Raw genomic sequence first — 14,539 nt, 5'->3', positions numbered from 1 at the left:
TCATACCACCCAGCCTTCGCGTATCATGATGCTATGCGAATACCTTTGGACAGCTAACGCAAAGAGGGAATCTGCGATGTTCACTATCGATTACAACAGCTACCGTTCGGTGGCCAGCTTTAACCGCCGCGTGCGCTTTCTGGTGCTGCATTATACCGCGCAAAATTTTGCCGACTCGGTCACCTCGCTGACCGGCAACGCCGTCAGCGCGCACTATTTGGTGCCGGATCCGCAGGATCCCAGCTATCAGGCGGCCGGGTTCGACGGGCTGCGCATCTTTAACCTGGTGGATGAGCAGGAGCGCGCCTGGCACGCCGGCGTCAGCCAGTGGGGCGCGCGCAACAGCCTGAACGACACCTCGATCGGCATTGAGATCGTTAATCTGGCCAGCGGCGACGGCGAAGATATCACGTTCCCACCGTTTGAGCCGCAGCAGATTGAGGCGGTGATCCAGCTGACGCGCAATATTCTGCAGCGCTACCCGGACATTTCTCCGGTCAACGTGGTGGCGCATTCGGACATTGCGCCCGGCCGCAAGAGCGACCCCGGTCCGCAGTTCCCGTGGCATCAGCTGTATCAGGCCGGCGTCGGCGCCTGGTATGAGGAAGAAACGCGTCAGCGCTATCAGCACTACTATTGCAACCAGGGGCTGCCTGACCGGCAGCAACTGCTGGCGCTGTTTGCCAAATATGGCTATGACGTCAGCGCCGCCGGCGATGACGAAGGCTACCGCCAGCTGGTGCGGGCATTTCAGTTGCATTTCCGTCCGCAGAAATATGACGGCGTAATGGATGCGGAAACCGCGGCGATCCTGCAGGCGCTGGTGGATAAATACGTTGCATAATAGCTAAGCCGGGCGTAGCGGCTGCGCCCGGTTTCCCGCTGCGGTACATATTCTTCTACATTCCCGGTTATCCATTTTTGTGCTGGCTCCGCTACACTGAGGGTTTTCCGTTATCAGTAAGTGGACTAACCGTGCGTCTGGATCGTGGCATTTCCTCATTTGAACACCTGATATACCGTCATTACCGCATTGTGCACGGTGTGCGCATCGGGCTGGCGTTTATTCTCACCTTTTTACTGATCCGCCTGCTGGAGGTTCCGGAAGGCACCTGGCCGCTGATTACGCTGGTGGTGGTGATGGGGCCGATATCGTTTTGGGGCAATGTGTCGCAGCGGGCGCTGCAGCGCATTGCCGGCACGGTGTTCGGCGCCGCCTCCGGGCTGGTGGCGTTGTATCTGGCAATCTATTCATTGCCGCTGATGCTGCTGTGGTGCGGGGTAGTGATGTTTGTCTGCGGCTACTTTACTCTCGGCAAGCGGCCCTATATGGCGTTGCTGATCGGCATTACGCTGGCGGTGGTGTGCGGCGAAGGCAGCGGCGATATGCAAACCGCACTGTGGCGCAGCGGCGATGTCATCTTCGGTTCGATACTGGCGCTGCTGTTCACCAGCATTTATCCGCAGCGCGCCTATATTCTGTGGCGGATGCAGATGGCGGACTGTTTTCGCACCGCCGGGCAGGTTTACGGCGCCTATTTGTCGCCGAACGTGGTGGAGAGGCCGCGGCTGGAGCTGCGCCTGAAGCGCCTGCTGAATCAGGTGGTGAAGCTGCGCAGCCTGATTGCCCCCAGCAGTAAGGAAAGCCATATCTCCATCGAAGTCTTTGAAGCGGTGCAGACCCTGAGCCGCAATCTGGTGTGCACGCTGGAACTGCTGGCCGATGCCTATTGGGCATCGCGTGAAACGCACTTTATTATGCTGAACGCCAAAAAGCTGCGCAGCGCTCAGCTGCTGACGCTGCATTCGCTAGAGGCGCTGGCGGCGATGATGGAGCACGGCGGCCCCGGTCTGCCACAGCAAACCATTGGCGAGCTGGGGGAGATCTCCGCCGAGCTGAAAACCCTGATGCAGGAAGCCGGCGGGCAGCACGTTGAAGCGCCGATTTACGGCTATGTGTGGCTCAGTATGCAGCTGGCGCAGCAGTTGGAAGAACTGGGCGATCTGCTTAAAGTCTGTACCGCCGACAGCGCGGAATAGTGGGTGAGATCATTAAGCGTGCGCTTCGGGTTTTGGCCGCGACGCTAAAGTGGGTAAGATAGCGGTATTGGGAGTTGTGCCGCACCGCCACAAACCTGTATCTTGAGAACATTGTGGCCGTAAGCAAATGAATCTGTGTATTACTAAAGCAAGGGTATAAAGATGGATAATGCAACTAAGCCGAGTTTCCAGGATGTTTTGGAGTTTGTGCGTATGTTCCGCCGTAAAAACAAGCTGCAGCGCGAAATCGTCGATAACGAAAAGAAAATCCGTGATAACCAGAAGCGTGTACTGCTGCTGGACAACCTGAGCGAGTACATCAAGCCGGGCATGAGCATCGAAGACATTCAGGCCATCATCGCCAATATGCGCAGCGACTATGAAGATCGCGTTGATGACTACATCATCAAAAATGCCGATCTGTCGAAAGAGCGTCGCGAGCTGTCTAAAAAGCTGAAAGCCATGGGCGAAGTGAAGTAACCCAACGTTCCCCACAGGCCAGATCTACGATCTGGCCTGCTTTATTTTACCTGCCTCAAAGTTATGTGTTTTACCCGTTGCCAGCCGGTGAACCACGCTTTAGTCTGATATTGAAACAATGTTTTAATATTAAACAATGCGTAGGGATCACTCATGACTTATTGTGCAAATGCTTCCCGATATGACCAGATGCAATACCGTTACTGCGGCAACAGCGGGCTACAGCTGCCTGCGCTGTCGTTGGGACTGTGGCACAACTTTAGCGATGGTCACAGTCTCTCTTCCCAGCGGGCGCTGCTGCGTAAAGCGTTTGATCTGGGAATTACCCACTTCGATCTGGCAAACAACTACGGTCCGCCGCCGGGTTCGGCGGAAAGCCATTTCGGCCGGCTGTTGCAGCAGGACTTTCTGCCGTATCGCGATCAGCTGATTATTTCCACCAAGGCGGGTTACGATATGTGGCCCGGCCCTTACGGCAGCGGCAGCTCACGCAAATACCTGCTGGCCAGCCTCGACCAGAGCCTGAAGCGCATGGGGCTGGATTACGTCGATATCTTTTATTCGCACCGGGTGGATGAACATACGCCGATGGAAGAAACCGCCGCGGCGCTGGCGCAGGCGGTGCAGAGCGGCAAGGCGCTGTACGTGGGGATTTCTTCCTATTCCACCGACCGTACCGTCAAAATGGCGGCGCTGCTGCGGGAATGGAAAATACCGCTGCTGATCCATCAGCCCTCGTACAGCATTCTGAACCGCTGGGTCGAAAGCAGCGGCCTGCTGGATGCGCTGGAACAGCAGGGGACGGGCTGCATCGCCTTTACGCCGCTGGCACAGGGGCTGCTGACCAATAAGTATCTGCACGGCATTCCGGAGGATTCGCGCATGAAGCGCGAGCAGGGCGGTTCGCTGAAAGAGAGCATGCTGTCCGCGCAGAACCTGCAAAGCATTCAGCTGCTGAACCAGCTGGCGCAGCAGCGCGGGCAAACGCTGGCGCAGATGGCGCTGAGCTGGCTGTTAAAGGACAATCGAGTTACCTCGGTGCTGATTGGCGCCAGCCGGCCGGAGCAGCTGGAGGAAAACTGCCAGGCGCTGAACAACCTCACATTCAGCGCGGCGGAGCTGCAGCAGATTGATGAGCACGTGGCCGACGGCCAGCTTAATCTCTGGCAGGCATCGTCCGATCGCTAAACGCCGGATAGCAAAAAGCCCGCTTAAGTTGCCTTAAGCGGGCTTTTCTAAATATGGCTCCTCTGACTGGACTCGAACCAGTGACATACGGATTAACAGTCCGCCGTTCTACCGACTGAACTACAGAGGAATCGTGTGAACGGGGCGCATAGTAACGAGCCGGAAGGGCTTTGTCAAAGCGTCAGGAGGGTTAAACGGTGCGTTCGCTGGCTTAATAAACAATTTGCGCCATTTTTCAGCATCTTAATGTTGAACCGTGCGGTTTTTGCGTGCAGAAACCTTGTTATTGCCATCGCCTGGCGTGTTGCCGTTAACGAAGGCGCGGTTATCAGGCGATGGCGGAGCGGCAGGCGACGGCCTGACCGGTGACCTGCTGACTTTTAGCTACTTTCCAGAGAGTTAACAAAAAAACGATAGCCCTGTTTATATTAATACTTTCCATTTCACCTTACTGTTTGTTGGGATTTTTCTGTGTTAGCATGGCGGCTTGTTTGGGAATATCCCTGATAAACAAGCCGCTACGCGCTTGCCTGGCGGTTTGATACCTATAACAGCACGTCTGACGGCGTATATAGTCCGCCGTTGCCGCATTTCTGGGATTTTGAAAGTTATGAAAAGAACCATCGCAGTAGTAACGTTTTGCGCGTTACTGGCGGGTTGTCAGCAGGCTGGCAACCGTTCCGTCGCCAAGGCGGAGCAGGCGCAAGCCACGGAAACATCCTCCATGTTATCAACCCGGCCGGCAGTGAATGTGGGCAACGACGCCGCCCTGTATACCTGCATGAAAGAACTGAATGCGTTGCAGCAGGTTTCGCCGGCGGCCTATCAGAGCAAAAACGCCGAATTAAATCAGATTCTGACGCAGGCCAAACTCTATACGCAGGTGCGCGCCAATCTGAGCCGTGAGATCAACGGCATTCTGGACTCCGGCTATCAATACCGCATCGGCAAAGCCTGCAATGACATTCGTACGGCGTTAACTCAGGCGCTAGTTGAGCGGGTGGAAAACATCTGACGGACGGCGCGGTTGGATGACGTTCGCTGCCGGACGTCATCCTTCTCTCCTGCGCGAATAGACGGCGTAAGTAAAAAAATTGGCATAAAAGTGTGATGGGTGTCGCGTTTTTTCCGGCAATTGGATAAAATATCCCCATTGCTACCCACCTGTTCTGGATCTGTTTACTCATGAACGAAGTCGCCGCTTCCCGCCGCACAGCCTGGCTGCGCGTTGTCGTGCTTGCCGTTTCCGCCTTTATCTTTAATACCACCGAGTTTATTCCGGTTGGTTTACTGAGCGATATAGCACAAAGTTTTGCCATGCAGACCGAGCAGGTGGGGCTGATCATTACGATTTACGCCTGGATTGTTGCCGCTGCCTCGCTGGTGTGCATGCTGCTGACCAGCAAAATCGAACGGCGTAAATTGCTGATTGGCGTATTTATCCTGTTTATCGGCAGCCATGTGCTGACGGCGGTTGCCTGGAACTTCACCACGCTGGTGATTTCCCGCGCCGGCGTGGCGCTGGCGCACTCGGTGTTCTGGTCGATTACCGCTTCGCTGGCGATCCGCGTGGCGCCGGCGGGCAAAAAAGCGCAGGCGCTGAGCATGCTGGCGGGCGGCACCGCGCTGGCGATGGTGCTCGGCCTGCCGCTGGGGCGCGTCGTCGGGCAGCTGCTGGGCTGGCGGATGACCTTTATCGGCATCGCGGTGGCGGCGACGCTGGCGCTGCTGATGCTGTGGCGGCTGCTGCCGGTGCTGAAGAGCGAGCACTCCGGCTCGCTGGCCAGCGTACCGGTACTGTTCAAGCGCCCGGCGCTGGTCAGCCTGTATATGCTGACCATCATTGTGGTGACGGCGCACTTTACCGCTTACAGTTATATCGAGCCGTTTATCCAGCGGGTGGCCGGCCTGAGCGATAACTTCACCACGCTGATGCTGCTGCTGTTCGGCGCGACCGGCATTATCGGCAGCCTGCTGTTCAGCCGCTACAGCGAACGCTTCCCGTCCGGGCTGTTTATCAGCGCGATCGGTCTGCTGGCCGTCTGCCTGCTGCTGCTGCTGCCGGCCGCCGACAGTGAGCTGCACCTGACGCTGCTGTGCGCGTTCTGGGGGATGGCGATTATGGCTATCGGCCTGTCGATGCAGGCGAAGGTGCTGAGCCTGGCGCCGGACGCCACCGACGTTGCGATGTCGATTTACTCCGGTTTGTACAACCTGGGCATCGGCGGCGGGGCGCTGCTGGGCAACCAGGTCAGCCTGCACCTTGGCATGCCGAGCATCGGTCTGGTGGGCGCGCCGCTGGCGCTGATTGCGCTGGGGTGGTGCGTGCTGAACTTCTACCGCAGCGAGCGCCTGCAGCATCATCGCGCCTGAGCCGCATAGACCGGCTGGCGAACCCCCTTCGTCAGCCGGTTAAATTTTCCCCCAGCCAAACCGCATCCCCGCAGTTTTTTATGCTTAATTAACTTCTTTAGCCTGCTAATTAAAAATTTAACTCCGTCCGCGAATCATTAGCATAGACAGCCTATGTCAATGTTATCGAGAGGTTGCTGGTGAGTGATACTTTTGTGATGGATAACCGGCGGGCCGATGCGCAATCGCCGATTCATGAGCAGGACCTGTCGGCCAGAATCGATGCGCTACCCGCCTCGGCCGGGCTATGGCGCTTTATTACCCTGTTGTCGTTAGGCGGTTTTTTTGAGCTGTACGATCTGTTTCAGACCGGCTATATCAGTGGCGCAATGATCGCCGAAGGCATTTTCCATCTCGGCGCCGACGGCGTGTTCGGCGTCTCCGATCAGGCGGCGTTTGCCTCGGTGACTTTTCTTGGCCTGTTTGTCGGCGCCAGCCTGCTGAGCCCGTATGCCGACCGCTTCGGGCGGCGGGCGACCTTTATGTTTGCGCTGGCCTGGTACGGCGCATTTTCGCTGCTGCTGGCGCTGCAAAATCAGGCGGAATGGATATTGCTGATGCGCTTTCTGGTCGGCGTCGGCCTGGGCATCGAGCTGGTAACCATCGACACCTATCTCACCGAATGGATCCCGGCGCATTTACGCACCCGCGCGTTCGCCTTTGCTTTCTTTATCCAGTTTTTATCGGTGCCGGCGGTGGCGCTGATGTCATGGTGGCTGGTGCCGCAGACCATTTTCGGGCTGACCGGCTGGCGCTACGTGGTGATTATCGGCGCGCTGGCCTCGCTGGTGATTTGGCTGGTGCGTAAAGGCCTGCCGGAGTCGGCGCGCTGGCTGGTGCAGCAGCAACGCTATGGCGAGGCTCGTCAGGTTATGGCGGGCATGGAGCAGCGCTGCGGCGTGACGAATGCGCCGCCGTTTCCGCAGCGCGACGCGCCGGCGGCGGAAGAGGGGCGACAGGGGCGTTTTCGCGATATCTGGTCGCCGCGCTACCGCGGCCGTACGCTGATGCTGGTAGTGATGAACTTCTTCCAGGCGATCGGCTTTTTCGGCTTCGGCAACTGGCTGCCGGCGCTGCTGTCCGGCAAAGGCGCCTCGGTGACCCACAGCCTGCTGTATGCGTTTTTTATCACGCTGGCCTATCCGCTGGGCTCGTTAATCTGCAGCCGCTTTGCCGACCGGATGGAAAACAAGTGGCAAATCGTTCTTTCCTGCCTGGTGACGGTTATTTTCGGCTCGCTGTTCGCCTGGCAGAGCAACCCGCTGTGGCTGGTGCTGTGCGGTATTTTCATCACCTGGTCGAACGCCTGGCTGACCTACAGTTACCACTCTTATCAGTCGGAAGTGTTCCCCACCTTTATCCGCGCCCGCGCGGTGGGTTTTTGCTACTCCTTCAGCCGCTTATCGACGGCGTTCAGCAGCATTATTATCGGCGTGATCCTGCAGTACGGCGGGTCGGCCGGCGTCATCGGCTTTATCGTCTTCAGCATGCTGATGGTGATGGGAGTGATTGGCATTTTCGGGCCGAAGACTCGCGGCCGCGACCTGGAAGTGATTTAAACGCAGATAAAAACAAACGGCCTGGATTTTCCGGGCCGTTTACCGTCAGCGGAACGGTGGCTCGTTAAAGGTGCGCAGCTTGCGGGAGTGCAGCCGTTCGCCTTCGGCGCGCAGCAGGTCGATGGCGCGGATGCCGATCTGCAGGTGCTCGGAGATCGCCCCCTCATAAAAGCGGTTGGCCTGCCCCGGCAGCTTGATCTCGCCGTGCAGCGGCTTATCGGAGACGCACAGCAGCGTGCCGTAAGGCACGCGGAAGCGGTAGCCCTGTGCGGCGATGGTGGCGCTTTCCATATCGACCGCCACCGCGCGGCTGAGGTTAAAGCGCAGCGCCGAGGCGGCGTAGCGCAGCTCCCAGTTGCGGTCATCGGTGGTGACCACCGTGCCGGTGCGCAGCCGCTGTTTGACCTCTTCCCCCGGCATGCCGCTGACCTGCTTGGTGGCGTCGTACAGCGCCCGCTGTACTTCGGCGATGCTGGGGATCGGGATATCCGGCGGCAGTACCGCATCCAGCACGTGGTCGTCGCGCAGGTAGGCGTGCGCCAGTACGTAATCGCCAATCGACTGGCTTTCACGCAGGCCGCCGCAGTGGCCGATCATCAGCCAGGCGTTCGGCCGCAGCACCGCCAGATGGTCGCAGATGGTTTTGGCGTTGGAAGGGCCGACGCCGATATTAATCAGCGTAATGCCCTGACCGTTGGCGCCAATCAGGTGGTAGGCCGGCATCTGGTTGTTTTTCCATGCCAGATCGGACACGGCCTGCTCCGGCGACAGAGTATCGGCGGTGATGTAGATACCGCCGGCGCAGGAGAGCGCCTGATACGGGCTGTCCGGATCGGCGATCTCGCTGCAGGCCCAGCGGACAAATTCGTCCACATAGCGGGTGTAGTTGGTGAACAGCACAAACTGCTGGAAGTGTTCCACCGGCGTGCCGGTGTAGTGGCGCAGGCGCGCCAGCGAGAAGTCGGCGCGTAGCGCGTCGAAGTGCGACAGCGGGAAGGTGTCGCTGGCCTGAGACAGACCGTCGGCGGTGTCATCGCCGATCTGCGCCAGCTCCGGCACCGGAAAATGTTGCGCCAGCCCGGCGCTCATCGAACGCTCCAGCTCCAGAGTAGAGCCGTCTATCACATACGGATAGGGGATTTCACGCTGCGAGGGCGCCACCTCGATGGCGGCGCCGTATTCTTCCACCAGCAGCGTCAGTTGGTCTTCCAGGTAGTGGCGGAACAGCGCCGGCCGCGTCACGCTGGTGGTGTAGCAGCCGGGATGGGTGAAGCGGCCATAGGCGCGGGTTTTCTTTTCGCTGGGGGCGGTGCCGTGCCAGCTGACGCGCAGCTCCGGGTAGACAAACAGCCCGGCGGCCCGCGCCTGCGCGTCCGGCAGCGTGCCGTTATCAATAAAATCGCCGATCGCCGTACGCAGCGCTTCGACCGCACCCTGGTAGAGGGCTTCCAACTGATCCAGCGCGTCTGCGACCGCGTGGTGACTGCCTGTTTTGCTATGAGCCATAGTACCTCTGAACGTGTTGATGTCCGACTGCGGGTATTGTTAGAAAGTAGCATATTCTCAATATGTTACAAATCCATATCAGCGCCGTGGCGCAGGGTGCCAGCCCGCCAGCGCCCGGCATGCTCAATCAGCACAAAAAACTTTGCAGGATCGGCAGGGATCAAACATGATTTAAAACAGAGTTTCGTTTTATGCCATGGAGCAATGTTGAACTTATTTGCGCAGCTTCGTCAACGGGTGATCGCCACGCCGTGGTACCCCAAACGGAAAAGTTACCGCGTGCTGTTTCGGCGCGAGATCGTGCCGCTGGCGGTGCCGATCTTGCTGGAAAACACCTGCGTCCTGCTGATGGGCGTATTGAGTACGTTTCTGGTGAGCTGGCTGGGCAAGGAGGCAATGGCCGGGGTCGGGCTGGCGGACAGCTTCAACATGGTGATCATCGCCTTTTTCGCCGCGGTGGATCTTGGCACCACGGTGGTGGTGGCGTTCAGCCTGGGCAAACTGGATCACCAGCGGGCGCGCGCGGCGGCGCGTCAGTCGCTGGTGCTGATGACGGTGGTGGCGCTGCTGCTGGCGGCGGCGATCCACCTGGCCGGCGAGCAAATTATTGATGTGATTGCCGGCGCCGCCACGCCGGAGGTAAAGGCGCTGGCGCTCTCCTATCTGCAGACCACCGTGTGGAGCTACCCGGCGGCGGCGATTGCGCTGATCGGCAGCGGTGCACTGCGCGGCGCGGGCAACACCAAAATTCCGCTGCTGATCAATGGCGGCATGAACATCCTCAATATCATTATCAGCAGCGCGCTGATATATGGCATTCCGGGCTGGGACGGTCTGGGCTTCATCGGGGCCGGACTGGGGCTGACCCTGTCACGTTATATTGGCGCCGTGGCGATTATTTATGTGCTGGCGATCGGCTTTAATCCGTCGCTGCACATTACCCTGAAGAGCTATTTCAGCCGGTTGCAGCTGTCGATCCTGAAAGAGGTGCTGGGCATCGGCATTCCCGCCAGCATTGAGTCAGTGCTGTTTAACGGCGGCAAATTGCTGACGCAGATGTTTGTGGCCGGCATGGGCACCAGCGTGATCGCCGGTAACTTTATCGCTTTCTCGATCGCCTCGCTGATTAACCTGCCGGGCAATGCGCTGGGCTCGGCGTCGACCATTATCGTGGGACGGCGGCTGGGCAAGGGGCAAATTGGCCAGGCGGAGAGGCAGCTGCGGCATATTTTCTGGCTGTCGACCCTTGGCCTGACGCTGCTGGCCTGGGGCAGCGCGCCGTTCGCCGGGCTGTTTGCCGCGTTCTATACCCAGCAGGATGATGTGAAAGAGGTGGTGAAGGTGCTGATCTGGCTGAACGCCGCCTTTATGCCGATTTGGGCCGCCTCCTGGGTGCTGCCCGCCGGGCTGAAGGGCGCGCGCGACGCGCGTTTTGCCATGTGGGTGTCGATGCTGGGCATGTGGGGCTGCCGGGTGGTGGCCGGCTATACGCTGGGGATCGTGCTGGGCATGGGGGTGACCGGCGTCTGGCTGGGGATGTTTATGGACTGGGCGGTACGCGGCGCGCTGTTCTACTGGCGTATGGTCAGCGGCCGCTGGCTGTGGAAGTACCCACGTAATAAGGAAAATGCGTCCCGGGATTAATTTTGCGGGTAGCGGGTGTAGGGATTGTTGTTATTGAGCGACGACAGAAACATGGTGCCAATCAGCGCCAGGTGCGGCATCACAAACCAGCAGAAACACCAGGTGCCGCTGTAGCCGCCGTCATGCAGGCGGCGGATATTGCTGGCCAGCAGCGGCAGCACAAAGATAATGACCACGATCCATGAAAGCGGGTAATTCATCACCACCTTGACAGCCAGGTAAAGCACAAACCACAGGTGCTGAAATACCACCAGCGTGATATAGAATGCGCGGCTGTCCCGGCCTTTGATGCTGAACGACTGTCGATATCCCTGATAGATCACATTTAACAGGTAAATGATAGCATCCTCCATGATGGATATATTTTATATATCAATAAGTTAATAACTTATAGATCATGAAGGGGAAGGGCAAGCGTTTATCATTTATCTGCAGGTTGCCCCGCCATTTGCTGCAATAACCAGTGCCGCAGGGCGATAATATCCGCCCGCAGCGCCGCTTCCTCCGTTGTCACCAGATAATAGCGCGCGCCGGGCAGCGACTCGTCAAACGGTGCGGTCAGCACGCCGCGCTGTAGCAGATCGTTCGCCAGCAGCCGGCTGGCGATCACCACGCCTTGTCCAGCCACCGCCGCCTGCAGCGCGTGCGTTTCATCGCTGAAAATCAACCCGCCGTTGCAGTCCAGCCCGTCAGGCCCGTAGCGCCGCTGCCAGTTTTGCCAGGTGGGCGAGTCGGCGGGAACGTGCCGCTGCTCCACGTGAAACAGTGTGGCGGTGTGTAGATCTTCCCTCGTTTTGATGCCGAGCGACGGGCTGGCCACCAGGATAAAGCGGTCTTCATACAGCAGGGTACTGTGCAGGTGAGTTTCCGGCGTTTCGCGGTAGCGGATGGCGGCATCGACGGTGCGCTGGGTTAAATCCACCCGCTCAACGCTGGTGTGCAGACGTAAATCAATGGCCGGCAGCTGCGCTTTAAAATCGGCCAGGCGCGGCACCAGCCAGTGGGTGAGAAAATTGGAGGTGGTGGTGACCGTCAGCGCCGGCGGCTGAGCGGCCTGCATAATCTGCGCGGTGGCGGTCTCCAGCGCGCTGAAGGCGCTTTGCGTTGCGCCGTATAACAATTCCCCGGCATGGGTTAGGCTGACGCCCTGGGCGCTGCGTTCACAGACCCGGCATTCCAACATCGACTCCAGCAGTTTGATCTGATGGCTGACGGCGGTGGCGCTGACGCCCAACTGTTCGGCGGCCAGCTTAAAGCTCAGGCAGCCCGCAACGGCATGGAAGGCGCGTACGGCGCCCAGCGGCGGTAAGCGTGGTTTTCTCATGGCTGAGTTATTCTCATCTATGAATGAAATCTATGACTTTGATTACCTGATTATACGCGAGATAAGCTTATTGCAGTTGCTCACTGAGGGTGAGTTTATCTCATGATTATTGCGTATGATGCAGGAGGACGATGATGATACCGTTAGCCAAACAGCCGGACGCAGGCGCGATCGCGCCGCCGGGTGCGGTGCTCCGGGCGATCGTGCTGAGCGTACTGCTATCTGCGGCGCTGCTATTGTTCCGGCAGTATGGCTGGGCGCAGCCGCTGCCCGGTGTTGCGCTGCCGCTCAGCCTGGCGCTGGCCTTTGCCTGCGGCGTGGCGCTGGGGCGTTACCGTCCGCTGGCGCAGCCGTCGCCGCTGGTGGTGGCGCGCTATGGCTTATTGATCGCTGCCGCAGGGTTGCTATGGATCCTGCTGGCGCTGCACGGACGGCTGGAATGGACGATGCTGCTGCCGGGCGCCTGGCTGACCGGCGCCGGTCTGGGCGCGGTCTACCAGCGCCATCGCGCTAGCGCGCCGCCGGGGCGACATCCTGTTTGGGGGCGCGCCGCGCTGGCGCTGATCTGCGGCGCGGCGCTGGCGGCGACGCAGTGGCTGCAGTGGCAGGCGGCGGGCGGGTTTAACTTCGCTTTTGCGCTGCTGGTGGATATGGTTCTGTTTGGCGCACTGCTGGTGCGCATTGTCGAACGCGACCGTGAAAGCTGACACCGGCGCAGCGGTTAACCCGGTTTTCAGCTAAGCAACGCAAAAATGCATATTTCCTTTCCGGGCCGGTAAGCGTTTTACTTCTCTCAGGCGTCAATCATTGACTGAGGAGGGGAGCATGAAGCGTTTACTGGCTTTTTTGCGGTTCAGCCGTGGGGTACAGGCCGAACCGCAGCAGACGAAGCAGCCCGGCGACAGCGCCGCACTGTTGGAAACCATGCTGGCCACCAGCCAGCTGTACGGTTTTGAGTTCCATCCTTCGCTGCTGCGTCATTATGGAAAATAATCGCTACCGCCGCGCGATGCGCTACAGCTACTGGAATGAGCTGTGCATTTTATAGAGTCCAGGCATGAAAGCTGATTATGCCTGGACGTTAATAGGGCTATTTCTCCATGGGCTGGCCTGACACTTTTACGTCGTCGAGTAATGCCTGGCATAATTGTTCGCCGTCAATACCATCCTGGTAAAGACATAGTGCGTATGCAGCGCGAGATACATACCCTGATGGCGGCAGTGCCAGTTTATCTCCTTGCTCGGCAAGCTGAACGCAATAGGCCTGTGCTGTTTCGGTAGTAATAGGTTCAGGCAGCCTGATATCGCATACCGTCATATCAAAATCAGGATATTTGAAGCTTATTGCTGCATTTTTTGCATTCTTATGTATTACTGCTTCCACCACATCGCCACAGGCTATTTTACCAGCAATGAGTCCCGGGGAGATGCCCATTGCATTTGTTGCTAACCACGGTATCAAGTCACCACCTAGGCGCCCATTGATTTCGATAATCAAGAAACCTTTTGGGGTTATTTTTAACTCAGTATGCGTCACGCCATTTTGGAAATTGATGGTCTGATGCGCTTTAACTAAAACATCGATCAGTGTTTGCTCGCCAAGTAAAGGATCATCATGGTGTAACACATGGCCCAGTTCTTCAAAGTGAGGTTCTAGACCAATACGTTTTCTGGCGACAAACAGTGGCTGATAATGCCCGTTGACGATCATACCATCGACGCTGATTTCCTGACCTTCAATATATTCTTCCAGCAATGCACCACTATGGAAATCTTCCGCCCCCTGATGGCTAATAGCATCCGCTTCAGTAAAGCGCAGAATCAACTCCTCGTGATTTTTAGCCAGAGCAACGCCAATACTTCCGCCCATCCCCCGAGGCTTAATAACCAATGGATAGTTTATTCGTTCAGCAAACTCCTGGGCTTCATTGAGTGTGTGGCAAAATCGACTTTGCGGCTGCAATAAACCTGCATCGGATAATAACTTACGGCAAAGTGCTTTATCACGGCAGCCGCGTATTCCTGCTTTTCCAGCCGTAGGCAGATTATAGTGTTCAGCGACATCGGCGGTTACCATAATAAAGCGTTCATCCCAGCAAATCAGACCGTGAACAGGAAAGTCTTTTTGTATGTCTTCAACAGCGTTGCTGATAGCTTCAAAGGTATAGTTACTGATCTTTACCGCATCTGTTATTAATGGTGATTGCCATGTCGGATTTTCAGTGCTGATAAGCCACACATGGTATTCGGAAGCGAGCTGCTCAAGAAGGTATTTTCTATAAAGCTCCTTCCCGCAGGCGATAAGAACTATGTTTTTTTCTTTCATCATTTATTCTCTTCTGTTTTTTAATTTTCAGTTTTTTACTTCATTTGCTCATATTTAAAT

General features: G+C 57.6%; 14 protein-coding genes and 1 tRNA gene. 10 read left to right on the top strand and 5 right to left on the bottom strand.

From position 1 onward, the window contains the following. Positions 1 to 76 precede the first annotated feature (76 nt). The 4 genes from TAN611_RS15425 (at position 77) to mgrA (ending at position 3,708) form a co-directional block, all read left to right on the top strand. The gene (locus tag TAN611_RS15425) at positions 77 to 844 is read left to right on the top strand and encodes an N-acetylmuramoyl-L-alanine amidase (RefSeq protein ID WP_203066704.1); all 768 of its coding nucleotides are present in this window, start codon (positions 77 to 79) and stop codon (positions 842 to 844) included. A 131-nt stretch (positions 845 to 975) separates the two neighbouring features. Continuing rightward, on the top strand, positions 976 to 2,040 hold the full coding sequence (locus TAN611_RS15420; RefSeq protein ID WP_203066703.1) for an FUSC family protein: 1,065 nt from the start codon (positions 976 to 978) through the stop codon (positions 2,038 to 2,040). Positions 2,041 to 2,202: 162 nt separating this feature from the next. Further along, complete coding sequence (gene tmaR / locus TAN611_RS15415) at positions 2,203 to 2,520, top strand: PTS system regulator TmaR (RefSeq protein WP_105231825.1); 318 nt, start codon at positions 2,203 to 2,205, stop codon at positions 2,518 to 2,520. A gap of 153 nt (positions 2,521 to 2,673) precedes the next feature. Continuing rightward, positions 2,674 to 3,708 (top strand): L-glyceraldehyde 3-phosphate reductase, encoded by a 1,035-nt coding sequence (gene mgrA, locus TAN611_RS15410; protein WP_105231824.1) that lies wholly within the window; start codon positions 2,674 to 2,676, stop codon positions 3,706 to 3,708. Positions 3,709 to 3,762: 54 nt separating this feature from the next. Here the strand turns inward: mgrA and TAN611_RS15405 are convergent. Beyond that, positions 3,763 to 3,838 (bottom strand) — tRNA-Asn (locus TAN611_RS15405). Between the two features lie 480 nt (positions 3,839 to 4,318). Between TAN611_RS15405 and TAN611_RS15400 the strand changes: the two genes are divergently transcribed. The 3 genes from TAN611_RS15400 (at position 4,319) to TAN611_RS15390 (ending at position 7,679) form a co-directional block, all read left to right on the top strand. After that, a complete protein-coding gene (locus tag TAN611_RS15400; protein ID WP_203066702.1) occupies positions 4,319 to 4,723 on the top strand; it encodes a hypothetical protein in 405 nt (134 codons plus the stop codon). Between the two features lie 170 nt (positions 4,724 to 4,893). After that, complete coding sequence (locus TAN611_RS15395) at positions 4,894 to 6,081, top strand: sugar transporter (RefSeq protein ID WP_197949927.1); 1,188 nt, start codon at positions 4,894 to 4,896, stop codon at positions 6,079 to 6,081. A gap of 197 nt (positions 6,082 to 6,278) precedes the next feature. Next, positions 6,279 to 7,679 carry an MFS transporter gene (locus tag TAN611_RS15390; RefSeq protein ID WP_203067791.1) on the top strand — a complete coding sequence of 467 codons (1,401 nt, stop codon included), beginning with the start codon at positions 6,279 to 6,281 and terminating at the stop codon, positions 7,677 to 7,679. 45 nt (positions 7,680 to 7,724) lie between these two features. Here TAN611_RS15390 and TAN611_RS15385 read toward each other — a convergent pair whose 3' ends face one another. Continuing rightward, a complete protein-coding gene (locus TAN611_RS15385) occupies positions 7,725 to 9,185 on the bottom strand; it encodes an AMP nucleosidase (RefSeq protein WP_105231820.1) in 1,461 nt (486 codons plus the stop codon). A gap of 207 nt (positions 9,186 to 9,392) precedes the next feature. Between TAN611_RS15385 and TAN611_RS15380 the strand changes: the two genes are divergently transcribed. Further along, positions 9,393 to 10,829, top strand: a complete 1,437-nt coding sequence (locus tag TAN611_RS15380; RefSeq protein ID WP_105233436.1) for an EmmdR/YeeO family multidrug/toxin efflux MATE transporter — start codon at positions 9,393 to 9,395, stop codon at positions 10,827 to 10,829. Here TAN611_RS15380 and TAN611_RS15375 read toward each other — a convergent pair. Further along, on the bottom strand, positions 10,826 to 11,182 hold the full coding sequence (locus tag TAN611_RS15375) for a DUF805 domain-containing protein (protein WP_105231819.1): 357 nt from the start codon (positions 11,180 to 11,182) through the stop codon (positions 10,826 to 10,828). The genes TAN611_RS15380 and TAN611_RS15375 overlap by 4 nt on opposite strands. A 68-nt stretch (positions 11,183 to 11,250) precedes the next feature. Then, complete coding sequence (locus TAN611_RS15370; protein ID WP_203066701.1) at positions 11,251 to 12,153, bottom strand: LysR substrate-binding domain-containing protein; 903 nt, start codon at positions 12,151 to 12,153, stop codon at positions 11,251 to 11,253. A gap of 131 nt (positions 12,154 to 12,284) precedes the next feature. Between TAN611_RS15370 and TAN611_RS15365 the strand changes: the two genes are divergently transcribed. Both TAN611_RS15365 and TAN611_RS15360 read left to right on the top strand, forming a co-directional pair. After that, complete coding sequence (locus tag TAN611_RS15365; RefSeq protein ID WP_203066700.1) at positions 12,285 to 12,860, top strand: hypothetical protein; 576 nt, start codon at positions 12,285 to 12,287, stop codon at positions 12,858 to 12,860. 118 nt (positions 12,861 to 12,978) lie between these two features. Then, complete coding sequence (locus tag TAN611_RS15360) at positions 12,979 to 13,146, top strand: hypothetical protein (RefSeq protein ID WP_158684826.1); 168 nt, start codon at positions 12,979 to 12,981, stop codon at positions 13,144 to 13,146. Between the two features lie 97 nt (positions 13,147 to 13,243). Here the strand turns inward: TAN611_RS15360 and TAN611_RS15355 are convergent, their stop codons facing one another. Further along, the gene (locus TAN611_RS15355) at positions 13,244 to 14,482 is read right to left on the bottom strand and encodes an acetyl-CoA carboxylase biotin carboxylase subunit family protein (RefSeq protein WP_203066699.1); all 1,239 of its coding nucleotides are present in this window, start codon (positions 14,480 to 14,482) and stop codon (positions 13,244 to 13,246) included. Between the last annotated feature and the right edge of the window lie 57 nt (positions 14,483 to 14,539).

Origin of the sequence: Serratia sp. Tan611, from assembly GCF_905188235.1 — a bacterium.
GTDB lineage: Bacteria > Pseudomonadota > Gammaproteobacteria > Enterobacterales > Enterobacteriaceae > Serratia_B > Serratia_B rhizosphaerae.
The sequence above is the reverse complement of the archived record's forward strand: the minus strand, read 5'-3'. Positions and strand labels throughout refer to the sequence as shown.

Coding starts and splice junctions, on each gene's coding strand:
- TAN611_RS15425 (WP_203066704.1), top strand. CDS start 77: ATGTTCACTATCGATTACAACAGCTACCGTTCGGTGGCCAGCTTTAAC.
- tmaR (WP_105231825.1), top strand. CDS start 2,203: ATGGATAATGCAACTAAGCCGAGTTTCCAGGATGTTTTGGAGTTTGTG.
- mgrA (WP_105231824.1), top strand. CDS start 2,674: ATGACTTATTGTGCAAATGCTTCCCGATATGACCAGATGCAATACCGT.
- TAN611_RS15400 (WP_203066702.1), top strand. CDS start 4,319: ATGAAAAGAACCATCGCAGTAGTAACGTTTTGCGCGTTACTGGCGGGT.
- TAN611_RS15395 (WP_197949927.1), top strand. CDS start 4,894: ATGAACGAAGTCGCCGCTTCCCGCCGCACAGCCTGGCTGCGCGTTGTC.
- TAN611_RS15390 (WP_203067791.1), top strand. CDS start 6,279: ATGGATAACCGGCGGGCCGATGCGCAATCGCCGATTCATGAGCAGGAC.
- TAN611_RS15385 (WP_105231820.1), bottom strand. CDS start 9,185: ATGGCTCATAGCAAAACAGGCAGTCACCACGCGGTCGCAGACGCGCTG.
- TAN611_RS15375 (WP_105231819.1), bottom strand. CDS start 11,182: ATGGAGGATGCTATCATTTACCTGTTAAATGTGATCTATCAGGGATAT.
- TAN611_RS15370 (WP_203066701.1), bottom strand. CDS start 12,153: ATGAGAAAACCACGCTTACCGCCGCTGGGCGCCGTACGCGCCTTCCAT.
- TAN611_RS15365 (WP_203066700.1), top strand. CDS start 12,285: ATGATGATACCGTTAGCCAAACAGCCGGACGCAGGCGCGATCGCGCCG.
- TAN611_RS15360 (WP_158684826.1), top strand. CDS start 12,979: ATGAAGCGTTTACTGGCTTTTTTGCGGTTCAGCCGTGGGGTACAGGCC.
- TAN611_RS15355 (WP_203066699.1), bottom strand. CDS start 14,482: ATGATGAAAGAAAAAAACATAGTTCTTATCGCCTGCGGGAAGGAGCTT.